Annotated in this window: 20 protein-coding genes; 8 read left to right on the forward strand and 12 right to left on the reverse strand. The window is 60.8% G+C overall.

The window, feature by feature from the left end:
- Positions 1 to 6: 6 nt before the first annotated feature.
- Genes gpM through A3CW_RS0128660 form a run of 3 tightly spaced genes read right to left on the reverse strand, consistent with a single transcriptional unit; the run spans position 7 to position 2,601 of the window.
- Entirely contained in the window at positions 7 to 678 is a 672-nt protein-coding gene (gene gpM, locus A3CW_RS0128650; RefSeq protein WP_028206622.1) for a phage terminase small subunit, read from the reverse strand.
- Entirely contained in the window at positions 678 to 1,694 is a 1,017-nt protein-coding gene (locus A3CW_RS0128655; protein ID WP_028206623.1) for a phage major capsid protein, P2 family, read from the reverse strand. Before A3CW_RS0128655 ends, gpM begins: the two co-directional genes overlap by 1 nt.
- A gap of 40 nt (positions 1,695 to 1,734) precedes the next feature.
- Positions 1,735 to 2,601: a GPO family capsid scaffolding protein gene (locus A3CW_RS0128660; RefSeq protein ID WP_051481773.1), complete on the reverse strand. Its 867-nt coding sequence runs from the start codon at positions 2,599 to 2,601 to the stop codon at positions 1,735 to 1,737.
- A gap of 328 nt (positions 2,602 to 2,929) precedes the next feature.
- Between A3CW_RS0128660 and A3CW_RS0128665 the strand changes: the two genes are divergently transcribed.
- Both A3CW_RS0128665 and A3CW_RS0128670 read left to right on the forward strand, forming a co-directional pair.
- A complete protein-coding gene (locus A3CW_RS0128665) occupies positions 2,930 to 4,726 on the forward strand; it encodes a terminase ATPase subunit family protein (RefSeq protein WP_028206625.1) in 1,797 nt (598 codons plus the stop codon).
- Positions 4,723 to 5,769, forward strand: coding sequence for a phage portal protein (locus A3CW_RS0128670; protein WP_028206626.1), 1,047 nt, complete (start codon positions 4,723 to 4,725; stop codon positions 5,767 to 5,769). Before A3CW_RS0128665 ends, A3CW_RS0128670 begins: the two co-directional genes overlap by 4 nt.
- Before the next feature lie 145 nt (positions 5,770 to 5,914).
- On the opposite strand, the gene A3CW_RS0128675 is transcribed toward A3CW_RS0128670, so the two are convergent.
- From A3CW_RS0128675 to A3CW_RS0128695, 5 genes are all read right to left on the reverse strand, one after another.
- Positions 5,915 to 7,855, reverse strand: a complete 1,941-nt coding sequence (locus A3CW_RS0128675; RefSeq protein WP_081771853.1) for an ATP-binding protein — start codon at positions 7,853 to 7,855, stop codon at positions 5,915 to 5,917.
- A 577-nt stretch (positions 7,856 to 8,432) separates the two neighbouring features.
- Complete coding sequence (locus A3CW_RS0128680) at positions 8,433 to 8,969, reverse strand: HEPN domain-containing protein (protein ID WP_028206628.1); 537 nt, start codon at positions 8,967 to 8,969, stop codon at positions 8,433 to 8,435.
- Positions 8,970 to 10,136, reverse strand: a complete 1,167-nt coding sequence (locus A3CW_RS0128685) for a DUF262 domain-containing protein (RefSeq protein ID WP_028206629.1) — start codon at positions 10,134 to 10,136, stop codon at positions 8,970 to 8,972.
- 707 nt (positions 10,137 to 10,843) lie between these two features.
- A complete protein-coding gene (locus tag A3CW_RS0128690) occupies positions 10,844 to 11,794 on the reverse strand; it encodes a cation diffusion facilitator family transporter (protein ID WP_028206630.1) in 951 nt (316 codons plus the stop codon).
- Between the two features lie 69 nt (positions 11,795 to 11,863).
- Positions 11,864 to 14,644, reverse strand: a complete 2,781-nt coding sequence (locus A3CW_RS0128695; RefSeq protein WP_028206631.1) for a type IIG restriction enzyme/methyltransferase — start codon at positions 14,642 to 14,644, stop codon at positions 11,864 to 11,866.
- 245 nt (positions 14,645 to 14,889) lie between these two features.
- Here A3CW_RS0128695 and A3CW_RS0128700 point away from each other — a divergent pair, with 245 nt between their 5' ends.
- Entirely contained in the window at positions 14,890 to 16,038 is a 1,149-nt protein-coding gene (locus A3CW_RS0128700; protein WP_028206632.1) for a methyltransferase, read from the forward strand.
- 126 nt (positions 16,039 to 16,164) lie between these two features.
- Here the strand turns inward: A3CW_RS0128700 and A3CW_RS0128705 are convergent, their stop codons facing one another.
- Complete coding sequence (locus A3CW_RS0128705; RefSeq protein ID WP_028206633.1) at positions 16,165 to 16,485, reverse strand: type II toxin-antitoxin system HicA family toxin; 321 nt, start codon at positions 16,483 to 16,485, stop codon at positions 16,165 to 16,167.
- A 374-nt stretch (positions 16,486 to 16,859) separates the two neighbouring features.
- Between A3CW_RS0128705 and A3CW_RS0128710 the strand changes: the two genes are divergently transcribed.
- Positions 16,860 to 17,723, forward strand: a complete 864-nt coding sequence (locus tag A3CW_RS0128710; RefSeq protein ID WP_028206634.1) for a class I SAM-dependent methyltransferase — start codon at positions 16,860 to 16,862, stop codon at positions 17,721 to 17,723.
- 19 nt (positions 17,724 to 17,742) lie between these two features.
- Here the strand turns inward: A3CW_RS0128710 and A3CW_RS0128715 are convergent, their stop codons facing one another.
- Positions 17,743 to 18,312: a DUF1415 domain-containing protein gene (locus A3CW_RS0128715; RefSeq protein WP_035514245.1), complete on the reverse strand. Its 570-nt coding sequence runs from the start codon at positions 18,310 to 18,312 to the stop codon at positions 17,743 to 17,745.
- Positions 18,313 to 18,331: 19 nt separating this feature from the next.
- Positions 18,332 to 18,973, reverse strand: coding sequence for a TetR/AcrR family transcriptional regulator (locus A3CW_RS0128720; protein WP_028206636.1), 642 nt, complete (start codon positions 18,971 to 18,973; stop codon positions 18,332 to 18,334).
- Positions 18,974 to 19,147: 174 nt separating this feature from the next.
- On the opposite strand from A3CW_RS0128720, the gene A3CW_RS0128725 reads away from it, so the two are divergent.
- The 3 genes from A3CW_RS0128725 to A3CW_RS0128735 all read left to right on the forward strand — a co-directional run bounded on the left by A3CW_RS0128725 (position 19,148) and on the right by A3CW_RS0128735 (position 22,649).
- Complete coding sequence (locus A3CW_RS0128725; RefSeq protein WP_028206637.1) at positions 19,148 to 20,431, forward strand: MFS transporter; 1,284 nt, start codon at positions 19,148 to 19,150, stop codon at positions 20,429 to 20,431.
- Positions 20,432 to 20,595: 164 nt separating this feature from the next.
- Complete coding sequence (locus A3CW_RS0128730) at positions 20,596 to 21,198, forward strand: nitroreductase family protein (RefSeq protein ID WP_028206638.1); 603 nt, start codon at positions 20,596 to 20,598, stop codon at positions 21,196 to 21,198.
- A 191-nt stretch (positions 21,199 to 21,389) separates the two neighbouring features.
- A complete protein-coding gene (locus A3CW_RS0128735; RefSeq protein WP_035514247.1) occupies positions 21,390 to 22,649 on the forward strand; it encodes an Hsp70 family protein in 1,260 nt (419 codons plus the stop codon).
- 157 nt (positions 22,650 to 22,806) lie between these two features.
- Here the strand turns inward: A3CW_RS0128735 and A3CW_RS0128740 are convergent, their stop codons facing one another.
- Complete coding sequence (locus tag A3CW_RS0128740; RefSeq protein ID WP_027797379.1) at positions 22,807 to 23,010, reverse strand: cold-shock protein; 204 nt, start codon at positions 23,008 to 23,010, stop codon at positions 22,807 to 22,809.
- A gap of 433 nt (positions 23,011 to 23,443) precedes the next feature.
- On the opposite strand from A3CW_RS0128740, the gene A3CW_RS0128745 reads away from it, so the two are divergent.
- Positions 23,444 to 24,347 (forward strand): APC family permease (locus tag A3CW_RS0128745; RefSeq protein WP_028206640.1); only part of this gene is annotated, 904 nt, incomplete at its 3' end.

Genomic DNA, 24,347 nt, shown 5'->3' on the forward strand with positions numbered 1-24,347 from the left:
GCGGTCTTACTGCGCGCCGGTCGCATTGCGGGCCTTTTCAAGCCGCGCAATGTCCTGTTTCACGCCGGCGCGCTCGTCGAGTTCGAGCGCGCGGCACAGGTGTTCGAGTGCCGCCGGGAAGTCGCCGGCGCGCTCGGCCGTGTAGCCGATCGCCTTGTGCAGCTTCGCGCGCACCTGGTCGTGCATGTCGTGTGATGCGACGAGCTGCGCGACTTCCGCGAGCTGCGCGCCGTCGACGGCCGGCGGGCCGTTTTTCTTGAACGATGAAAGCGAGGCCTCGGCGAATTCCTCGGCGATTGCGGTCGCGAGCGGACGGTCGTATTGGTCGGGCAGCGTCATCCGGTGCTCGATCGCATACCGGGCGATTTCGAGCGCGCCGGCGTAGTCGCCCACGTCGACGCGCCAGATCATGACGGTCGTCAATACATCGTCCTGTGCGCCCCGCCCGCCGCTCAGTGCGCCCGCGACGTAGTCGACATACTCGGGCAGCAGCTCGGCGCGCTTGACTTCGATCTTGCGTTCGATCGACGCGATCGACTTCAGGCGACGGCGATCGGTTGCGAGCTTCGCAAGCATCAGCTCGTAAGCGCTACCGACGAGCGTTTCACCCTGGCCGGCCGAGGCCGCCGCGAGCTGCGCGGATACGCGCTGAAAATGGCGTTGGGCGGGGCTAGTCATCACACCCCCGTCGAGACGAGTTCGATCTTTTCAGCCATCGCGGCGCGGCCGAGGTCTTCGACGACATACGCATCGTTCGACGATTCGAAGTTCTCGATACGGTCACGCTTCGCGTTGTCGACGATCGAGCGACGGCGGCCGCCGTCCTGATAGTAGATCGACAGATTGTCGAAACTCGTCACGAGCAGCGCGTGAGCCGGGAAGAAAGGCACGGTCACGGCCGGCATGTTGCCGATACGCTTCTGACTCTGGATCACGTCAGCGGCAAGCGTCTCGGTCGGTGCCTGAACGGTGTTGACGATCGGGAAATACTTGTCATGCAGCAGACCGCGACCGCAGAGCACGACGAGGCCCGTGTCATCCTGGTGCCACGGGTCGATCATGTTCGCAACCAGATCGAACACGAGCGCGTCGAGGTTCGCATAGTCGCCGCCCTTGCCGACGGCAATCTTGCCGGCAGTCGCGCCGTGATCCATCACGCGTTGCGGTGCCTGTTCGCGCATGCGCTGCAGCCAGCCCTTGTTGACGTCCTGCAACAGCGGGTTTCTCGTGCGGTCCGAAGTCTTGGCGCGCGTGACGCCGTTGAAGCCGATCGCGATGCGGTCGAGTGCTTGCCGGCGCACGATCACGTCGCGGATACGGTTCTGAAAGTCGGGAAACTTCGCCCACGCGTCCAGCAGCGCATAGGTCACATGCGAATCGAAGTTCGTTTGCGTGGCGTTATAGCCGTTCTCGTCGAGGTCGGTCACGTCGACCGTTTCGCGATCCTTCTGCGAGGTGTCGGTCGTGCTCGCGATCGGGCCGCCGACGCCGAGGCCGAGCTTTGCGCCCTGTTGCTCGTTGACGCCCATCACGTTGATTTGCTTCAGAAAGCCGCTCGATTCCTGAATGCGAGTCTCGAGCTTTTGTTGCACGCTCGGCGCGACGGCGAATTTTTCCGTCGCTCGTGCGATGCCGTTGAGCTGGGCGATCGCGGCAAGATAGCCGTCATATGCCAGTCGGGTTTCGTTGCGCATGTGTTGTGTTCTCCGGGGCTATGAAAGGGAGTGACGCCGGTTAGCAGTCAGTCGTAATGGGCGCAGCGCCCGCGCCGGTCGCGTGCGGCCGTTGCGGTTGGCCGTTGCCGGTGGTCGAGAGCTGCGTGTGCAGCTCGTCGAACGCTTTGCGATCGGCCTCGCGGGCCGCACTCAGTTCGGCGACTTGCTTTTCGAGCTTCGCCATCGCCTCGGCTTGCGTCGCGCCGTGCGTTGCGGTCGCTTCGATCGCTTGCGACAAGTCAGCGAAACGCGTGTCGTCGCTTGCTTCCTTCTTCCTCGCCATGCCGAGCAGTTCTTTCACGCGGGCGAACACGGTCGGCAGGGTCGGCGTGTTCTCGGCCTCCGGTTCAAACTCGATCACGGTTTCGTCGGCGGCCGTGAAGAGATTCGACGGCGAAACCTTGCGGCTGGCGAACGGCGAGGCGGCCGGGTTTTGAGCTGCGAAAGAAAGGATTTCGGTTCCGAGGCTCGCGGGGCTATCCGTGACGGCCAGGCCGATCAGATACGCCTGTTTCGTGTCGGCGAAAGACGGGTCGATCTCGCACGAGGTGTAAATCTTCTGTTTCGCTTTCGTCAGCGCGACCAGCTCGGCGGTCGGCACGATTTGCGCATAGAGGCCGAGCTTGCCGGCGAGCGGGCCGCTTTCATCACGGGTTTCGAGCGCGAGCACGTCGCCATATGCCTTGAACGGGCCATCGGGAATGATGCCGCGATAGTGTTCGAGGTTGAGGCGCGCGCCGTACAACTCCGGGTTGTAGTTCTTCGCCATCTGCGTAAGCCATTCGCGCGAGATGTTGCGGCCGTCGCTCGTCGCGCCTTCGACGGCGATGCGGAACATCTTAGATTTCGCGAGCTTCGCCGCGTCGGCCGTCGAGCCGATCGCCATCGCGCCGAGGCCGGCCGCGCTAGCGATGCCGATGTTTTGATCGTGCAGCAGGGAAAAGAGCGCGTCCGCATTGAAAACGGTGCTCACGGCGGCCGTCGCCGCGTGTGCATCCAACGTGAAAGCAAACGCGATCGCCGCAACGGCGAGCGACATGAGCGACAGCTTGCGAGAGTGCATCGTTAGTTCTCCAACGGGTTTGGAAAGGGTTCAACGTGAGTTGATATCTTGCGTTTCCCGTCGCAATGGCTCAACGGTTGACGTTTGTTCGCGCGTTCGGCACATACAGGCGGGCGTGCTTGCGCGCGCGCGACGCGGGAAACTTGCGGCCATGCTCGAAACAGCCGATATCAAACCCGCACTCGAATCGAATGCCGACCCTCGCCGGATAGCGCGCGCGCTTTACTGGCAGGGTTGGCGCGTCACGTCCATTGCGCAGCATATGGAGCTGAAACGCGCGACGGTCGAGGCATGGAAGCAGCGCGACGAGTGGGACAAGGCCGCGCCGATCGAGCGTATGGAATCGTCACTAGAAACCCGCTTTTGTGCGCTCATTGCCAAGCCGGTTAAGACCGGCAGCGATTACAAGGAAATCGACTTGCTCGGCCGGCAGGTTGAGCGGTTGGCACGCGTGCGCAAATACGGCGAAACGGGGAAAGAGAGCGACCTAAACCCGAACATCGAGGCGCGCAACAAAGCGCCACGCAAGGAAAGGGCCGGCCGTAACGATTTCAGTGACGAACAGGTTGCGCGACTGCACGAGGCGTTTCTTGATTGCCAGTTCGGCTATCAAAAGGTGTGGTATCGCAACGGCGACAAGCGCACGCGCAACATTCTCAAGTCGCGGCAGATCGGCGCGACGTTCTATTTCGGGCGCGAAGCGCTGGACGATGCCTTGCAGACCGGCCGGAACCAGATTTTTCTGTCGGCCAGCAAGGCGCAGGCGCACGTTTTCAGGCAGTACATTTGCCAATTCGCGCGCGAGGCCGCAGACGTTGAATTGACGGGCGAGCCGATCATCTTGCCGAGCCGCCGCCCCGAGATTCCCGAGGCAATTCTTTACTTCCTCGGCACGAACGCAAAGACGGCGCAGAGCTATCACGGCAACTTCTATTTCGATGAATATTTTTGGGTGAGCGGTTTTCGCGACTTGCAAAAGGTCGCGTCAGGCATGGCGATGCACAAGAAATGGCGTAAGACGTACTTCTCTACGCCGTCGAGCATCAGTCACCCCGCCTATACCTTCTGGAGTGGCGAGCACTTCAACAGGGGCCGCGCAAAGGCCGATCACATTCATCTTGATATCTCGCACAGCGCGCTCGGTCGCGGCCGGTTTTGCGAGGATTTGCAGTGGCGGCAGATCGTTACGGTCGAGGACGCGCTTGCCGGCGGTTGTGACCTGTTCGATATCGACGAGCTGCGCCTTGAATACAGCGCGCAGGATTACGCGAATCTGTTGATGTGTCAGTTTATCGACGATAGCGCGTCGATCTTTCCGCTCGTCGAGCTGCAACGTTGCATGGTCGACTCGTGGGAAGCATGGGCCGACGACTTCAAGCCGCTCGCGCCCCGCCCTTTCGGTTTCCGCCCGGTATGGGTCGGCTATGACCCCGCGCTTTCCGGCGACTCGGCGGGCCTTGTCGTTGTCGCCCCGCCGGCGGTGCCGGGGGGCAAGTTTCGCGTCCTGCACAAGTGCCAGTTTCGCGGCATGGACTTCGAAGGGCAGGCCGAGGCGATTCGCCAGATCACAAAGCAATACAACGTCGAATATATGTCGATCGACACTACAGGTATCGGCCAGGGCGTTTACCAGCTCGTCAAACAGTTCTACCCGAGCGCGGTCGCGCTCAACTACTCGCCCGAAATCAAGGGCCGGCTCGTGCTCAAGGGCTTGTCGGTGATCGGCAAGGGCCGGCTCGAATTTGATGCCGGTTGGACCGATCTAGCTCAATCCTTCATGGCGATTCGAAAGACCATGACGGCGAGCGGCCGAAAGGTCACATACGAGGCGAGCCGTAGCGAGGAAACAGGCCACGCCGATCTAGCCTGGGCGTGCTTGCATGCGCTCGATAACGAGCCGCTAGAGGGCGTGACCGCAAACAACACGAGCATTCTGGAGATTTCATGAGCAAGCGTAAGCGCACATTTCACGCATCGAGCACGCCACCGGCGGCCTCGTCGACGCCGGCAAGGGCCGAGGCCTTCACGTTCGACGATCCTGTGCCCGTCATGGATCGCGCCGAAATTCTCGATTACGTGCAGTCGTGGGCGGCCGGCAAATGGTACGAGCCGCCCGTGTCATGGTCGGGCCTTGCCAAGTCGTTTCGCGCGGGCGTGCATCACAGCTCGGCGATTTACTTCAAGCGCAACGTGCTCGCGTCGACGTTCATCCCTCACAAGCTGCTATCACGCGACGAGTTCGGCAAACTCGCGCTCGATTACATGGTGTTCGGCAATACCTACGCCGAGGAACAGCGCAACCGGCTCGGCGGGTTGCTCGCGATCAAGCGCGCGCCGGCGAAGTACATGCGCCGGTCGACGGACCTGCAAGGCTTTTTTCAGATCGACGGCTTTCAGGTCGAGCACGAGTTCACGGCCGGCTCGGTGCATCACTTGATGGAACCTGACATTAATCAGGAGGTGTACGGCTTGCCCGAATACCTGGGCGCGCTGCACGCGGCATGGCTCAATGAATCGTCGACACTGTTTCGCCGGCGCTACTACGAAAACGGCTCGCACGCCGGGTTCATTCTGTACATGACGGACGCGGCACAGAGTCAAAGCGATGTCGACAAGCTGCGCGAGGCCTTGAAAAGCAGCAAGGGGCCGGGCAATTTCCGCAACCTGTTCATGTACGCGCCGAATGGAAAGAAAGACGGCATTCAGCTCATACCCGTTTCAGAGGTCACGGCGAAAGACGAGTTTTTCAACATCAAGAATGTCACGCGCGACGACTTGCTCGCGGCGCATCGTATCCCCCCGCAGCTCATGGGGATCGTGCCGAGCAATACAGGCGGATTTGGCGCGGCCGACAAGGCGGCCGAGGTGTTCGGTTTCAATGAAATCGCGCCCTTGCAACGGCGCTTCGAGCAACTCAACGACTGTGTCGGAGAGGCTGTAGTGAGATTCATGTCCTACTCAAGCGGGGCGCCTGTGAGTTCTGCGCCATGAACGCGTCATAGCTATTTGCAGTCGATGAGTTCACTTGCGCCAGAAGCAGCTAACGCAGCAACTGTCAAAGAGTTCGGCAGTTTTTGTCGGAACGGGTACTTTTTTGAAGAAAGGCCTCGTTCCGTCAGTGAGGAATACCGAGCCACTACTTGGCGCATACGTTGCTAATAAAAGCCTCCATTTTGGCCAGCCGATTGGCGCATTTCCAATTAAGAGTAGCCTCGACCAAATTGGGTGCTGTGAGGGCTTTTTGCATCATTTCGACTTTATTGCCGGCTCCCCAGATGCTACGTCCTTTGGCACGCCGATCAGATTCATTGTTTTCGCTCGCATCTGTAACATGAAGGTCACAGAAATGTTTAGTTAATGATTCTTCGTATGATTCATATTGCCCTATGATCAGAGGTACGCTTTGCAATTTCTCTGAGTAATCTTGGTATCCTTTCCAGAGCGACGAAATCGCGTGCCAGATAGCCGATTCTGGAAGATAATTTTCGACTTCTCGACCCTCAGTCCAATCGAACATGGCCGCACCTGGTCGCTCCTGATTTAATTTGTTGACTTCGGATAGAAGACGGGCCGCTCCCTTTTTTAGGAAATCGCTTGGAGGACGACCATTCGGATCTTCTTTTAAATCGGAATCCACGATGATGACTGGGTGTCGGCACATACTCAGCAGATCAAACGTAGATTCGAGTTGCGCGTCGTCAGCAATCGAAAGATACGATATCAAAGCACCGCCATATTGCATAAAGGTGTAGTGGAACCCCTCTATAAAGCCCTGAGCGCGCATGCGAGGATTGAGCCAGTGGCGATAGAAGAGAAGTTCGGTGGGACCCTCTACCCATATCACTACGTTAGCGGTGAATAGCGTTCGTGCTGGGTGGACGCCCAAGGCCTCAAGTGCAAGGAATGCGTCGCGACGATCGGCGACGTGTTCTACGGTCAGGCTAACCTCGGTACTTTGCTCGTCGTACCGAGCATCGCACCGGAAGACCTTCCCGTTCTCAGAAAACACCGGGGCGAATTCTGCGGCGTGCGTTGCCAATACGAATTGCCTACCGTCAGCAAACATAAGGTTTAGCAATCGCGCTCTGCGAGTCGGATGCAGACCATTTTCCGGTTCGTCCCAAAGTACTATGCAGCCCGGCTCCCCTAATCTAGTCAATCCAAAGAAAGAGAGGGTTATCTGGGTGCCGGAGGACGCTCTTGCGTAGGGCACTCCATTGATGTGCATGTCTGCGTGACCCTCTTCTTCGGAGACGTCGACGTCGGATTGCAAAAGATGACTCAGCCTATTCATGGTTTCGGCAAACTGCTGACTCTGGGCTTTGCGACCTTTCTTTTCCCGAAGCAGTTCAGTAATCAACTTTGGGATTGCTTCTTCGTGCAATAGCTGTGTGTCAACAAACTGCACTTGGGGAAATTCAAGGCTTTCAAGTAAAGAGTCAACCTCATCACGTTCCAGAATAAGCGTCTCGCCGGACCCTAGTTGAACTGGGACGGATCGGAGCACGCCCAATTGTGCATTTTGCTGACGTAAATTCTCCTCCGCAGCCGCTATTTGCGTATTCAACTGCTGAATCTGTTGGGGCGTCTGTGGCGCTTGCTGCGCCTGTTGCGTATGTCGGCGCTTTGCTAATTCGATTTTTTGCTCTTCGAGGTTTTCTATGCCTTTAATATGTTCGCTGATCTTTGTTTTTGTAATTTGCGGTTGAGCAAATTGCATTTCATTGTCGCCGCAACATATCCGTTGAATAATAAACTGAGATTCATTGCAGACGATATCAACGACTATTTCGTCGGACACGCCTAGATATTCTGCGAATTTTGGGGGGAGCGAGATCACACCGCTGCGGAAGCGAAGTGTAGCCACTTCAAATCTATCCCATGCGCGATGAGATGGAGGGATGTCGCAAAGTGTTTTTCGATTGAGGATCTCAAATGCGAGACGCAAAACCCGAAGGATTGTGCTTTTTCCCGCACCATTCGGCCCGACAAATATCGTGAGGTCTTTTAAGTTGTCCAAGTCTAGTTCGGAAAATCCGGCGAGCCCTTGGAATTCGCAGTGGAATAGTCTCATCATTTAATTAGCGACTGCCGCAAAATATTCAATACTTTATCCCTCTAAGGAGGGAGGGCCGACCCGGCGGCTTAATAGACGCTGGACACCAGGCTAATTCAAAACACCTGCCCGACAACTCCGAGGGTGAAGTCCCGGCGCCTCAATGTTTCCTCACCTGCCTCGCATGCGAATCTTATCAGCTGATTCGACAGAGATACTTGCACTCACGGTTGCGTCGCGGAATAGGGGTTGCCGCAGGCGCCTGGGAACGTACCTTGACCTCGCTTGGCGAGCAACAACTGGCGGAGTTGATTTGCAACTGTCGCGTGCGAAAAAAAGTAGTCCTCCCCCCGCCTGCGGGCTTCGCTTGACAGGGCGGTTTCGGTGCATCTACCTGGGCGGCCCGTCGGCCCCCGTGGCGGGGGTTCCCGGTCGCTCGCCGTTGCGAAAAATTGATGCGATTTGATGCGCGACGATGCATATTTACGCTGGTTGTGGCCATGCTCCTATTCAGCACACGTTCCCGGTACGGGAGGCATGCGGGCTTATTTACTCTCTCCCACGCTCGCAACTTCCTGCGCGCTGAATACCGATGGCCCTAATGTGCGCTTCCGGCCAGAATCGTCGGGAGCACGTCAATAAAATGCCTAGCTTGTTTGTATCGCTCGAATATCTCAGAAAGGCTTTTTTCCATTGAGAACGTCGCAAAATTCTGGTGCACTAGTTTGTTGCGCTCGCGACCGATTTCCATAAATGCCTCGATTGCCAACTTCAGGTCGGGCGTTTCGCGAACGCGTGTAACTATGCTTGCTTTGAATTCATCGCCAAACAGCGCAAAAAACTTATTTGCATTTGTACTGTTGTCCCAGTCGAACCAAGAATGATACTGCCTAGATATCGCCTTATTGCGCAAAAAATTGACAACCATTGTTGAATTGTTAGAGCGAATTCTAAAGAACTCGGTCACGATTTCGCAGATTCTGTACTCAAAAAAACTTGCTGCTGCGAGAAGCAAGACCTTCCGGAAGTTATCGCCGGCCATCGATTGAAATGAAATCTCGCTAGTCGGCGATAGGAAGTTGATCAGCCCACTCGACTCTTCATACAGACGATCGACCTCAGTAGGCACGTACATTCAGAGGCTCCCCAGTATCGCCTTGGCGCGAGTAAGCCGCATGTCGACATTTCGCGTTTGAGTTGTTCCCTCTAACAGCGCTTTTGTGAATTCAGTGTCCGACTCCAAGGAACGTACCTCTTCCACGGATACCTTTCCTTGGAGGACCCGATGTTCAGCAAATGCTGCGCTAGCTACCGCAGCAAAAGTAGCTTCGAATAAGGCAACGTTGAATCGGCCATTCCGAACAAACGCTTCTGCAGGCAAGTCGCTGCAGGCATCAAAAAACGACGTGATGAGACCTCGGAGGTATTCATTCTGTGCTGAATTTTGAGTCCGACATTTCTTTGAGAATTGATTCAAGAATTTGACCATCGACGGAGCATAACTATCTCCGTCGATCAAAAATGCGAAGGCGCGCAAAAGCACTTCAACGTCTTTCATATGCAGGTCGGGTTCCATTCGGCCGACCAAGCGACGCCATTGCGGGTGCGTATTCACCCTGTAAAGCATTTCGTAAAACGCTGAGTGATACATGCTTGTGCGTATTTCTTGCGGTCTGAGATTTACGCCACCGGTGTTGAGGCGATTGAAAACCTCATACATAGACGAATCGTCATCTTGGGGCTGATTTTGTTTGATTATTATATTTCTAATCGTTCGGAGGTCAAACTGAGTCTTGTGATCGCCGAGGGTCGAATATTTTAAACCCTTAAATCGGTTTTCTTTGCCAGGTAGAGAGTCGCCAAGTTTCAGCTTGAAATCTTCAAAGAATTCATCATTATGAATATACTCGTCGGGTATTTTTCCTTCGCGATCAAAAATATCTCTTAATTCCGAGCGCTTTTCTTTCTTCGGAAATTTCTGTTTTATAAAATAATAAATGGACATCAGCCGTTGCTGGCCATCTATCACTAGGAAGCTATTTCGCGCGGTTTCGTACAGAAATACCTGCGGCACCGGCAAGCCCAATATGAGCGATTCGATTAGTTTTGATGCCCGGCCAATGTCCCAAACAAAATTTCTTTGGAAGCCCGGAATCTTTACGGCACCGGACTCCAGGAAGCTGTAGATGGTGGAAACATTGAAATCGTTGGGAGCAGCGGTGATATCGTATTCGTCGATAACCATATCATCTTGCTGTTCCGCATAATCTTCAAACCAATTCTCATTCTGTGATTCTGACATGTTGCTTCCTTTTGTTATTTACAGCGCCTGACTGGAAGCGTTGCTTACTATCTTCCGTGTGCGAAAAGTATAACTCGCGTCTGGGGAGCGGTGGGGGGAGATGACTGCGCCGACAGTGACCGAATTGTAGGCCGCTCTCCAGCGTGGAAAGCATCCTTTCCACTAGTTCACATGCCTATCATTGCGCCTGCCGGTTGTCTAACGGCCACGCCATCCGCCGCCGATCCCGGCCTGGGCATTTGCCGTTCTTCCGAACCCACGTCGACAATCGAGGGCCAGGGCGAAGTACAGTGAAAATACAGTTTGGGCAGACTTGGATGGCCTTGAATGAGCTTGATTAGCCTTGGTTTTGCAGTTTGCGAGTTGCATAAGCTTTTGATTTATAAGAACTTATGGCGCACGGGTAAAACTCCGAAGGCAGTGCTTGCGGCCGCTCCATATGGCGGGCCGGCGGATGGTGCCCCTCCGCTTGGGCGCGTTTCCAATGACCTTCTGGGCCTTACCAGATAAGCCCTTCACGGCTATATAACTATCAGTTTTGAAAACGTCAAATTTAACTAACCGCTTGAAATGCTTGAATATCCCCGAGGCTTTGTAATCATCAGGTGGCGGGTTCGAGTCCTGCAGCCGGCACCACATTCAAGACAAAGGGTTACGTGAACTTCACGTAACCCTTTGTGCTTTCTGCGCCGCCCGCGCCAGATTTCTCACTCCGCCCATTCCGGGTCGCTCGTGAACATGATCGTGAGCCAGCGGTGCGACTCGTCCCCGCCGATGGCCCGGCCAATTTCATCGCGGATCGCGTCCCATTCGGCGATGCGCTTTGGCGGCATGTCGGGCGGCACGACGAAATACAGCTCGATCTCGCGGGAGCGGCCCACTTTCGCGACATAGGCGCGGTAATACTCGAAGGCGTAGCGCTCGACGAAGCGCTTCGCAACGGCATCGACATGCTGCTTGAGATCAGCGGGCGCCACGAGCAATACGTCCAGCAACGCCTGGCGGATTTCCGCGAGCGGAATCGGAATGATCACGACGCACACCACCACGAGCGCCGTCGGGTCGACGTAGGGCGTGAGGGGCTCCCACGCCGTTCCCTGAATCGCATAGCCGACGCTGAAGGCCACGAGCAGCGCCGCCGTGATGCCCGCGGACATGATCCACGACTTGATGTCGAGGCGCACGAAATCCGAGTGGATCCGGCGGTTCGCGCGCGATTCGAACACCGCCATCGCCACGCAGGCACTGACGGTGAGCACGGCGTAGACCAGGGCAGGACCGAAGTGCAGCTCGTGGCCGCCGGCGAGCAGGCTGGTGACGCCGTTGATCAGCGCGTAGACGGCCACGCCCACGAGCAGCGTGCTGTTGAGCCCGAGCACCATGGGTTCGAGATGCCAGAAGCCCATGGTGAAGCGCTCGCGCCATTTGCGCGGCAGGTCGACATTGACCGCGTAGGAGGTGATCAGGCGCACAACGGCGAGTGCGAGCGCGCTCATGCTCGCGTCGACGAGCGAATAAACGCCGTCGAACACAATCGAAAACGAGCCAGAGATCAGGCCGAACAGAATGCCGATGAGGGCGATCACCAACGTCGTGGCGATCGATAGCGTCAGCACGCTGCTCTCGTCGGAAGCACTAAAGAATCGAAGCCGTTCCATGATGTCTGCTCTGCGCGAGGATGAGCAAGACTAGCCGACTCGCCGGGACGCCGTCGCCGCGCTGCGCGCTCAGCTTGCCTCGCGCGCCATCGAGCCGGCGCGGCCTTCCACGAGGTCGATCTCCTGTGGCGACAAGCCAAATGCCGCGTAGAGGCGTCGATCGATCTCGCGCGCGATGCTGTCCACTTCAGCGGCGTCGCATCCGGACTGCCCGGCGCACAGTAACCGGGTCACGCAGTCGGCGACCTCGCTGCGCACCAGAGCGTCGCCCGGCACGGGCAGGGCTTCGATCATCGCTGTCGTGAACGCCACGCCGCCGTTGTAGCTCGACGCGCCGTACTTCGCGCGGATCAGGAAGACCGAGAGCGGGCAATTGAGCAACGCCGCCGCGAACTTCAGCAGATGCTCGTCGTCGGAGCGCAGGATCAGCGTGGTCTTGCCAGGGATCGTGTCGCCTGCGAGATCGAGTGCCGCGTCGAGCCGTGTGAGGCCTTTCACGATCACCTTTTTTGCCCGTGCTTTCGCGCCGTAGCCGTTCGCGAACGTCGACGCAAAGCGCTCACGCTCGACCACGGGTGCCTCGTAGCGTCGGCCGAGATAGGTCATCGGTTTGCTGCCCCAGCGCGAGACGTAGCGCCCGAGCGTGCCGGTGTTCACCACGCGGTAGTGATGGTCCGGCTGGAAGCGGCCTCCGGCCGCTTCGACGAGGGGCGCGAGCCGGTAGGCGTCCGACGTCGCGCATGCGTTTTCGCAGGGCAGCAGCGAACCGAGCGTCGCGTGGGCACGGGCGAACCGCTGCACGAACGCGGCGTGCGGTGAAAGCAATGCGTCGAGCGGCCATGGCGCCTCGATCGTCCGCTTGTCGGTTTGCGCAAGCTCGCTGATCGTCTCGCCATCGATGCGCGCGGTTGCGATGGCGGGCGTGCCGGACTCGCGAAAGAGCGTGACGATCGAATCCACGCGCGCCTGCTCGAACACGTCGCGCCCGAGCCTGACGATGCGTTCGATCTTGCCCAGATGCCGAGCGCGCAACGCATCGCCGAAGGGCTTCGAAAGCCACTTGTCGGGCGTGAGATATGCCATCGCGCCGCCGGGCCTCAGGAGCGCGAGGCCCAGCTCCATGAACACGATGTAGAGATCCCAGTTGCCCCGCGCGCTCGGCCAGCGCCGCGCCAGCTGCTCGCGCAGCGCGCGCTGGCCCTGGTTGATCATGCGTTCGGAGTCGATATAGGGCGGGTTCGCGATGACGGCGTCGAAACGCTCGAAGTCGCCTTCGTCGGTGAGGAGGTCTGCGAATTCGATGCGCCATTCGAACGCGGCGGCTTCTTCGGGTGGCGTTGCGGCCTGGTGGTTCGCGAGAGCGAAGTGCAACGCGTCGCGCAGTTGTGCGCATCGGGTGATTTCGGCGCGCCTTGTGACGGCTGTGGCTGTCGCCCGCAGTCTTGCCGCGCTCGCGCGATAGTTCGCCGCTAGTTCAGCCTGGTCGCGCAGGCGCGTATCGAAGTCGAAACGGCTGAGCGTCGCATTGCCTGCTTTGAGGTTGGTCTCGAGGTTCGGCAGCGAAACGGTGAAATCCGCGTGTTCGAGCAGTTCGATCCACAGCCGCAAGCGCGCCATGCCGACCGAATCCGCATTGATATCCACACCGAAAAGCGAGTACTCGACGATGTCCCGCTTGACGCGAAAGAGCGCGGCTTCGATCTTGCGGAGGGTCGCGCCGTCACGCTCGCGGGTAAGGGGTTCGCCATTCGTGTGCGTGATGCAAAGCCGGTCCGCGGTGACGTCGATGCGGCAAGCGTCGAGCGCTTCGCGCTCGCGCGGGCCCAGCAAGCCGAGGCGCACTTTCAGCACCAGCAACTCGTTGAGCGCCGAAACGAGCAGATGCCCCGAGCCCACGGCGGGATCGCAGATGCGCAGCGAGTCCAGAATCGCGCGCGCTTCGTCGCGGTTTTCGATCGATGCGCCGATCAATTCGGATAGCTGATCGACGTTCGTGCAGCGCCAACCCCTGGCCCGATTCAAGCGATTGAGCGCCGCTTGCGTGATGGCGGGACGGGCGAGCTGCATCGCGACGCTGCCCGGCGTGTACCAGGCGCCATCGCGGTAGCCGTTGAGCTTTTCGAAGACGAGCCCGAGCGAGGAGGCGTCGAGGCAACGCCTGTTCGCCGCGGTTGGCGCTTGCGCGGCCAAACCGGCGGAGAAGTCGAACGCCGCGAGAAAATCGAGCAGATACGCAAGCGTGTGCCGCTCGCCGCTCGCAGGGGGGAGCACGGTCGCCGTGAAAAGCGGCAGCGTGGCGCCAGCGTCGAGCGCGCTCATGCCGAGCAGGCTTCGATCCAGGTCTTGCGGCTCGAAAAGCGAACCGTCGAAGCGGGGAAGGTGAGCGAAGCGAGCCGGTGGCGTGTCGTCACCGGCGCCTAGTACGGCGTCGCACAGCGCGTCTAAATCGCTGAACGAGCGGATGTGCTGGGCGTTCAGAAACGCGTAGATCGCATCGTCGCCATGGAGCGTCAGCAGACGCGTTTCGAGCACCTTGAGAAAAACGAGGCGGCTGATCCATGCGATGCAAAGCCGAAGCGCGCGTTCGAAGTGGTCGGCCTCCGGGTGCTCGCGCGTGCTCTCGCCCTCGCGGGCGGCGAGGCGCAACAGCGCGAGTTCGATCAGCGCGCCGCGCAAGCGCTCGTGCGGCGCGAGTCGTGCGACGGTGCGCCTGACGCCGGAAACGCTCTCCCGCAACCCCACGATATGCAGCAGTTCGGCGTAAAAGCCCTCGTCGAGCCCCTCACCGGCGCCGGCGCGGCGCGTGCGCGGTTTGCGCGCGCGGCGTGTCTGCTGGGTGGTTTCTGGCATGGTCTCGTGCGGGTGGGCATGGCCCGGCGGGGCGCGGTCGGCGCACATTTTACTGCTGAGCGCGCGCGTTTCGTCCTACACCGTTTGGCCGAGTCGACGGGACTGCCCGTCTGAGCGATCATCGTTGCGATGGCGATGCGGCGGAACGCGCCGCATCGCTCTGCTATATGATGGCGCCCCGCGGCGCCAACCTGCGGGCCGGGTACGAATCGACGACCTGGCCCGCCGCACCGAATATCCGACCTATGACCGAACATCCGACTCTCACCTGGCCCGACACCGATGGCCCGCGCACCGTGCGCTGGCGCTCCGAGGCTGGCGTGCCGGCGCCCAAACGCGTGGTCATCGCCGACGATCGCACGACCGCGGACACCGCGTACCGCCTTGCCTGCGAAGGCACCGCGCTGCTGTGGCGCGGCGACTATCAGAACGCGCGTCAACTGCTGCAGGCCATGGCGCGCCGTGCCGAGCGCAAGCCGCGCAATTCCGCTCAGCCCAAAGCGCCCGCTTCACCGCTCGAGGCGTTTCATCTGCATCGCCAGGCGCAGGCGCAGCGCGCCCGTACGCTCGGCATGGTGCTGATCCCGCTCGAAGGCGATTACGGCATCAACCTGCGCCGCTCACCCGACGTCCGGCTCGCGTGCGAAGAGGCATGGGGCGCGGCCGATGGCGAAGCTTCTGCGGTGTCGCTGCGGGAAATTCTCGGGCTGGTCGGCGCGCACGAATGGCGCAAGAAGGGCGTCGAGATCGCGGCGCTGAACGGCGCGCGCATTCATCCGTACTACGGCGTGTTCTCGCCGGTGCGCGGCGAATACGTCGATCTCGTCGCGCGCACGGCGCTGCCGTCGCTCGAAATGGCCTTCGACATCGGCACGGGCACGGGCGTGCTCGCCGCCGTGCTCGCCTCGCGCGGCGTGAAGCGTGTGGTCGCTACCGATCAGGACGCCCGCGCGCTGGCCTGCGCGAACGAGAACCTTGCCCGCCTCGGCTACGCCGCGCAGGTCGAGGTCGTCGAGGCGGATCTGTTCCCGCCGGGGCGCGCGCCGCTCATTGTCTGCAACCCACCGTGGGTGCCGGCGCGCCCCGCGTCGCCCATCGAGTACGCCGTCTTCGATCCTGAGAGCCGCATGCTGCGCGGCTTTCTCGGCGGCCTCAAGGATCATCTCGAGCCGGGTGGCGAGGGGTGGTTGATTCTGTCCGACTTCGCGGAGCATCTCGGGCTGCGCACGCGCGAATCGCTCGTCGAGATGATCGTGCAGGCGGGACTCGAAGTGGCGGGCCGGGAAGACATTCGCCCGCGGCACCCGAAAGCTTCGGATCCCAGCGATCCGCTCTATCGTGCGCGCGCAGCCGAACTGACATCGCTGTGGCGCCTCAAGGTGCGCGCGCAGTGAGCCGGCGGCGGGCAAAAGCGTTGGCAATAAAGAAGGAGCCGGGCCGCTAACGGCCCGCGTGGGTGTCGAGCATCGGCGTCGGCGGCGTAGCTGCCGCGCCGGATATGCGTCGGGTTCACATCGGCTTCACCCCGGATAGGCCTCGTCGACCTTGAGGCCTGCCAGCTTGAAAATCACGCGCAGCGTTTGTGGCTTGATATCGCGGCGCGACGCCAGCGCCGACATCACGAAATCGAGCACCTTCGCGTACTTCAGCAGAATCAGGCAGGTCTCGAGATCCGAAGGGCCGTCGCGCATGCTTTCCGCGACCCGCAGCATCTCCACCGAGATGTCGCGCGCCATTTCCAGCTCCAGTTGCTGCTTTTCCGTCCAGTCGGGAACCGTGACGAGTTTCGTAAGCAGTTCCTGGAATTTTTGCTCTGCGTTTCCGTCAGGAATCGTATTCATTGCATGCCCCATGCAAGGCCGTACAGCGTCGTGCGCTCTTCGCGCAGCGAGGACTGCGCCAGCCTGATTCATCGCAACCGGCACTCCCGGTGCGACCTCCCAATGCGCGCCTGTCGATTCGTTGCCGCCCGGTCGCGCTACGTTTTGGTCCTTTTTTGGGCATCGGGGACGAAAATCCTCGTGTCTCTTCTATTCAACCCCTCCCTCCTGTCCGCACGTGGGTCAGCGTGCCTGGACGCTATTACGACACTGGCCGCTCTTATGGGTTCGGCAGCTTAGACTAGCTTTTTTCGTAAAATGACAGAAACACTGCAGCCCTTCTGTCGCCTGTCGCACGTTTCGCGACATACCACGCCTTTCACCTGACCACGCCGATGTCCAGCAAGACTTACGAAGTCCGTCCGAACCAGTCCGTCGAACTCCTCAAGGAGCTCCACATCCTGACGCGCGACGGCAAGATGAACCAGGACAGCCGCCGCAAGCTGAAGCAGGTCTATCACCTGTTCCAGTTCATCGAGCCGCTGCTCAAGGACCTCAAGCAGGATGGCCGCGACGTGACCCTCGTCGATCACGGTGCGGGCAAGTCCTATCTGGGCTTTATTCTCTACGACCTGTTCTTCAAGGATCAGCGCGACAGGTCACACATTTATGGCATCGAGACGCGCGACGAGCTTGTGCAGCACTCACAGGAACTGGCCAAACGGCTGGGCTTTGGCGGGATGTCGTTCCTGAACCTTTCGGTAGCCGATTCGATCACCTCGCCGCAACTGCCGCCAACGGTCGATATCGTGACTGCGCTGCATGCCTGCGATACCGCCACTGACGACGCCTTGCGCTTCGCACTCAAGAAACACGCGCGCTACATCGTGGTCGTGCCGTGCTGCCAGGCCGAGGTGGCAGGCGTGCTGCGCCGCAACAAGGGCAAGTCGCTCGGCCAGGCGCTCGCGGAGATCTGGCGCCACCCGCTGCATACGCGCGAATTCGGGAGCCAGATCACCAACGTGCTGCGCTGTCTGCAACTCGAGGCGCACGGCTATCAGGTGAGCGTGACGGAACTGGTGGGCTGGGAACACTCGATGAAAAACGAACTCATCATCGCCCAGTACAAGGATTTGCCGCGACGCCGTGCGGCGGAGCGGCTCAACGAGATTATCGAGACGTTCGGGCTGGCGGACCTGCGCGAGCGCTTTTTCGCCGACGAGGGCGAGGCGGCCTCCGAAGCGGCAACCGAAAGCTGAACTTGTGGGCAGCGCGGCGTCAGTCGCGCTTGCTCATCCAGTCTTGCCAACCTTCGAAGCCGAGCTTGCGCAGCGTTTCCTGGTTGCGTTCGTAGATGTCGGCGGCGTCGGGGAATGCTTCGACTGCGCGTTCGATGCTCGCTTCGCGCAGCAGATGCAGGATCGGATACGGCGCGCGGTTCGTATAGTTCTCGATGTCGTCGAGCTCGGTGCCCTCGAACTGGAAATCCGGGTGAAAGCTCGCAACCTGGAGCGTGCCTTCCAGCCGCAACTGTTGCACGAGGCGCTCGGCAAACCAGATCACGTCATTGAAATCGGCGAAGTCGGCCAGCGCGTGGGGCAGGATCAGAAGCGTCGTGTCGATCTGAGCGGCATCTGCCTGAGCCAGCGTTTGCAACTCGCGTTCGAGATCGGTGAGGACACCTTCCAGATCGGTCGCCTCGCTGATCACATAGCGAATCTGGTTCTTCACGTGCACGCTTTTCGCGAACGGGCAAAGATTCAGGCCGATCACGGCGCGCGTGAGCCAGTGGCGGGTTGCTTCGAGAATGGCGGCGTGGTCGGGGGACAGAGCAGCGGTTTGGTTCATCGTGTCATTTTACGGGCGGCTAGCGCCCGGGACATGCCGCCTCGATCAACAGCTTTGCCATGCGCGGCGCCGCGAGAATTGCGCCGCACCCGGGGCCGTAAGTCTGGCTTGCGGCATAGACGCCTTCGACGAGCAGCGCGAGTTCCTCGGCGAGCGCGACCGGGTCTCTCGCTCCCGCTTCCTGCGCGAGCGCGGTGAGCCGCGCCATGAGCCGCGTCTTGTTGTTGTCGACGCTGCGCCGTGCCGGGTGCGTGGCGTCGGGAAATTCGGTCGCGACGTTGACGAACGGACAGCCGCGATAGTCCGGCACCGAGGCGCGGCGCGCGAGGTCCTCGAAATACTGCATCAGCTGCTTTGCCGGTTCACCGGGATGCTTCGCGAGACTTTCGTCGAAGCGCTCGAAAAAGCGCACGTCGCAGCGCTGCAGGTAGGCGACGACGAGATCGTCCTTCGACGAAAACTGGCGGTACAGGCTCATCTTGTTGACGCCAGCGCGCTCGACCACGGCCTCGATGCCGACCGCGCGCACGCCCTCGCGATAGAACAGCTCATCGGCGGCGCGCAGCAGGTGCTCGTGTGCGCGCGCGCCAGCCGTCTGCGCGCGGGGGCGGCGCGTGCGGGCAGCGGCGGTAGCGATTTCGTCGTGGCCTTCGTGTTTCATGAGGGCATCTCGCGATCAGGGTGATTGCTTGACATGTTACCGAGCGGTAACTACTATTGCAACACACTTGTGACCGATCGGTAACAATCGAGCGAGGGTGAGTCGTCGCAGCGAGCGGTCATACCAACGAAAACATCGGCGTGTCGAACCCGGCGCGGCGTGACAGGAGCACCAATGAACTGGGCAGCGAGGCGAATAGTCGGGCGTTTCCACTACGGATGGCTCGTCGTGGCGGTGGTGTTTCTGGTGCTGCTCGCGGCGGCCGGCACGCGCGCGACGCCCAGCGTGATGATGGTGCCGCTCGAACATCAGTTCGGCTGGAGCCGGGCGACGATCTCGCTCGCCATCTCCGTGAACATTGCGCTCTATGGCCTCATGGGCCCGTTTGCGGCGGCGGCCATGCAGCGCTTCGGCGTGCGGCCCACGCTGCTCGCGGCGCTCGGCACCATGGCGGCGGGCGTGGCGCTTTCCGCGCTGATGACGCATCCGTGGCAGATGATCCTGATCTGGGGCGTGATGGTGGGCGGCGCCACCGGCGTCGCGGCGCTCTCGCTCTCGGCCACCGTCGTCACGCGCTGGTTCCACTCGCATCGCGGGCTTGCCATGGGCGTCCTCACCGCGAGTTCGGCCACGGGCCAGCTCGTGTTCCTGCCGCTCCTCGCAGCAATCGTGGAGAAGCACGGCTGGCAGTCGGTGGTGCTCGTGGTCGCGGTGGCCGCTGCCGCGGTGCTGCCGCTCGTGCTGTTTCTGCTGCCCGAGCGGCCCGCGAGCGTGAATCTGCGTCCGTTCGGCGAGGACGAGAGCACCCCCGTCGCGCCACCCGCGCCTCATCAAAATCCGCTGAAGATCGCGTTCGACGCGCTCTTCATGGCGAGCCGTACGCGCGACTTCTGGCTGCTCTTCTTCAGCTTTTTCATTTGCGGCGCGAGCACGAACGGCTATGTGGGCACGCACCTCATCGCCATGTGCGGCGACTACGGCATGACCGAAGTGCAGGGCGCCTCGCTGCTCGCGACGATGGGCATTTTCGACCTGTTTGGCACGACGCTCTCGGGCTGGCTCTCGGACCGCTTCAATAGCCGCTTGCTGCTGTTCTGGTACTACGGGCTGCGCGGACTTTCGCTGATCTATTTGCCGCACGCGTTCGGCATCGACTTCTTCGGGCTGCCGATTTTCGCGGTGTTCTACGGCCTCGACTGGATCGCGACGGTGCCGCCGACCGTGCGGCTCGCCACCGATGTCTTCGGCAAGGAGCGCGCGCCGATCGTATTCGGCTGGGTCGTGGCGGGCCATCAGCTCGGCGCGGCATTCGCGGCGTTCGGCGCGGGCCTGCTGCGCTCGAGCCTCGGCACCTATACGGTGGCGTCGATGATTTCGGGCGGCCTGTGCCTCGTGGCGTCGTTCCTCGTGCTGCGCATCAATCGCGGGCCGCGCGCTGTGGGCGTGCAAACGGCCTGACGAGGCGTCTGCCCACCGCGACTTCACGGCGCCGGTTCGCACTTCGGCGCACCCCGACGGGCGACGCGAGAGCGTCGCCCGTTGCGTTTTAGCGTATTTCACACGCTGCGGTTATTCTAGTGACCCCCGGGCAAGCCGCCCGTCACCCCAAGGACACACAAGGCATGACGAAGCACAAACCCGCACCGACAGCCGTGCCCATTCACGAACTCATCGCCGGCCGCTGGAGCCCGCGCGCCTATTCGAGCGAGCCGGTGAGCCGCGAGGCGCTGCACGCGGTGATCGAGGCGGCGCGCTGGGCGCCCTCGGGCTACAACCTGCAGCCGTGGCGCTTTATCGTGTTCGACCGCAGCACCGACGAAATCGCGTTCAAGCGCGCGTTCGCGACGCTCGTGCCGTTCAACCAGCAGTGGAACGCACCCGCCTCGGTGCTGATCGTGGTGACGGCACACACGCTCAACGCAAAGGGCGAAGTGAATCGCACGGCGCAATACGATGCGGGCGCCGCGGCCATGTCGCTCGTGCTCCAGGCGCATGCGCTGGGCCTCGCGGCGCACCAGATGAGCGGTTTCGACGTGCAGGCGTTCCGCACGGAATTCGCGTTGCCGAACGACGTGGAGCCGCTCTCGATCATCTCGCTCGGCCACTATGGCGAAGCCGAGAAGCTGGAGCCCGTGCTGCGCGACCGTGAAAAGGCGGAGCGCACGCGCTCGGCGATCGGCGAGATCGCCTACGCGAACGCCTGGAAGCAGCCGTTCAAGGGCTGAGTCGGGAGAAGTCCCGCGCCCATGAGGGGTAGCGAGCTGTAGCGAAAACGCGCGGCATGGCCCGCGCGTTTTTCTCTTGCGGGGTCGCATCGTGGGCCTGCGGTTGCCCCGCGCGGCGCTTTCGTGCTACAAAGCCGATCCCCCCGACCTTTCCTCTCTTGCGCGCGCATTCGCTGCGGCGCGCTCTTGCCATGACCAGCTTCTGCGCGATTGACTTCGGAACCTCCAATTCGGCGGTGGCGCTCCCGGCAGCGGCCGACGGCGCGATGCGCCTCGCGCCGGTGGAAGGCGCACACACAACGTTGCCCACTGCGGTGTTCTTCAACGTCGACGAGCACACGCGCGAATTCGGCCGTGCGGCGCTCGCGTCCTATATCGACGGCTTCGACGGCCGGCTGATGCGCTCGATGAAGAGCATCCTCGGCTCGCCGCTCGCCGAGAGCACGACCGACCTCGGCGACGGCAGCGCGATGCCCTATACCGAGATCATCACGATCTTTCTGGAGCACCTGAAGCGCAGCGCCGAGCGTTGCTCGGGTACGCCGATCACGCGCGCGGTGCTGGGCCGTCCGGTGTTCTTCGTCGATGAAGACCCGCGCGCGGACCGGCTCGCTCAGGACCAGCTCGACGCCGCGGCGCGCCGGGTGGGCTTTCGCGAGATCGAGTTCCAGTACGAGCCGATCGCGGCGGCGTTCGACTACGAGTCGCGCCTTGCGCAAGAAGGGCTCGTGCTCGTCGCCGACATTGGCGGCGGTACGTCGGACTTCTCGCTCGTGCGCGTGGGGCCAAATCGCATGTCACGGCTCGAACGCAAGGACGACGTGCTCGCGCACCACGGCGTGCACGTGGCGGGCACCGACTTCGACCGCCGCGTCGAACTCGCGACCATCCTGCGCGAACTGGGCTACCAGTCGCTCGACCCCGAAGGCCGCGAGGTGCCGAACCGCATCTATTTCGATCTGGCGACGTGGCACCTCATCAACACGATCTACACGCCCAAGCGCGCAACCGAGCTGAAGCTCATGCGCCATCTTTACCCCGACACGCGCCATCACGACCGGCTGATGCGGGTGGTCGACGAGCGTCTGGGACACGCGCTCACGGCGCGCGCCGAGGAGGCGAAGATCGGCGTTTCGGCGGGCGGGGAGACGTTGATCGACCTCGAAGCCGTCGAGGCGGACTTGCGTCTGGCGTTCGGCGATACGCAACTCGTCGAGGCGGGGCGCGAGGAGACGCGGCGCATCGTGCAGGCCGCGCGTGAAACGGTGCAGGCGGCGGGTGTCGCGCCGGGGCAGGTGAGCGCGCTTTATTTCACGGGTGGCTCGACCGGCCTCTTGTTCCTGACGCAGGCGCTGGCCGAGGCATTTCCGCAGTCGCAGGCCGTGTTCGGCGACCGTCTTGCCAGTGTGGCGACGGGCCTCGGCATTCACGCACAGCGCCTTTTCGGCTAAACGCGCGGGGCGCCTAAACCTCGCTCTAAAGCGCCAGGCAAGAAAAAACCCCACCTTCCAGAAGAAGCGTGGGGTTTTTCGGTAAGCTTGCTAGTCAGGACCGCGCAGAAGCGGCGTCCAGATCCTAAAAGCTGTAGCAGACCAATAAGCGCAGTACTTAGACCGGCTTGATGTTGGCAGCTTGCTTGCCCTTCGGGCCCGTGCGGACTTCGAATTGAACCTTTTGGTTCTCTTGCAGCGTCTTGAAGCCGTCAACCTTGATTTCCGAGAAGTGCGCGAACAGGTCTTCGCCGCCGCCGTCCGGAGTGATGAAGCCAAAGCCCTTTGCGTCATTGAACCACTTGACGGTACCGGTTTCCATATTACTTTCCTAAAAATGAATGAAGGCCGAAGCCCGAGAGGTGCACGAAAATCAAGGAAGGGGTATGGGACCAGCCGGAGTACCGTTGATGGGCGAACTACGAAAGACCTATTCACACTCGCCGCTTGAAATCCTGCTCGAACTTTATACGGCTAAACGCGTGGAAGGTCAACTAGGGCCCCGGGAAAGTTCGTATTTTTTTGCGACAGGGTCGAAACGAACCCTTACAAAGCTTGATAAGCAAATGACTTTTTTGTATTAGGTGGTCGTTTTAGACGCCCTTCCGTGGTGCAACCGGTTAAACTACGCGCCGCGCAGGAGTTGCGCCTACAGGCGCAATCTTTCGTGTGGAGGTACGACAACCGCAGAAAACCCGCCCGCACAACAGACGGGATAAACGCGGTGTCGAGCTGCTCTTGAAACAGGAGAAGACGTGAAAAGTTCTATTCAACGGAACATCGGCCCGTTCGCGCTGATGTTTACCGGCCTCGGGTCGATCATCGGTTCGGGCTGGCTGTTCGGCGCGTGGAAGGCGGCGAAAATTGCAGGTCCGGCGGCCGTTTGCGCCTGGATCATCGGCGCCGTGGTCATTCTGGCCATCGCGCTCACCTATGCCGAACTTGGCGCGATGTTCCCGGAGTCGGGCGGTATGGTCCGCTACGCCCGCTACTCGCACGGCGCACTGGTGGGCTTCATCAGCGCGTGGGCAAACTGGATCGCCATTGTCTCGGTGATCCCGATCGAAGCCGAAGCCTCGATCCAGTACATGAGCACCTGGCCNTATGCGTGGGCGCACGCGCTCTTCGTCGACGGGTCATTGACTCATTCAGGGCTCGGGCTCTCCGCGATTCTCGTGATCATCTACTTCATGCTCAACTATTGGGGCGTGAAGCTGTTCGCGCGCGCCAACAGCGCGATCACGATCTTCAAGTTCATCATCCCGGGTCTGACGATCATTGGCCTGATGGCTGGAAGCTTCCACCATGAGAATTTCGGCCAAACGACCACGTTCGCGCCGTATGGCTGGTCGGCGGTGTTCACGGCGGTCGCCACGAGCGGCATCGTGTTCGCGTTCAACGGCTTCCAGAGCCCGATCAACCTCGCGGGTGAAGCGCGCAATCCGGCCAAGAGNGTGCCGTTCGCAGTGATCGGCTCGATCCTCTGCGCGCTCGTGATCTACGTGCTGCTGCAGATCGCCTATATCGGCGCGGTCAATCCGGCCGACGTCGCGAAGGGCTGGAACACGTTCAACTTCAAGTCGCCGTTTGCGGAACTCGCGATCGCGCTGAACCTGAACTGGCTCGCGATCCTGCTCTACGTCGACGCCTTCGTGAGCC

Origin of the sequence: Paraburkholderia nodosa DSM 21604 (genome assembly GCF_000519185.1) — a bacterium.
Taxonomy (GTDB): domain Bacteria; phylum Pseudomonadota; class Gammaproteobacteria; order Burkholderiales; family Burkholderiaceae; genus Paraburkholderia; species Paraburkholderia nodosa.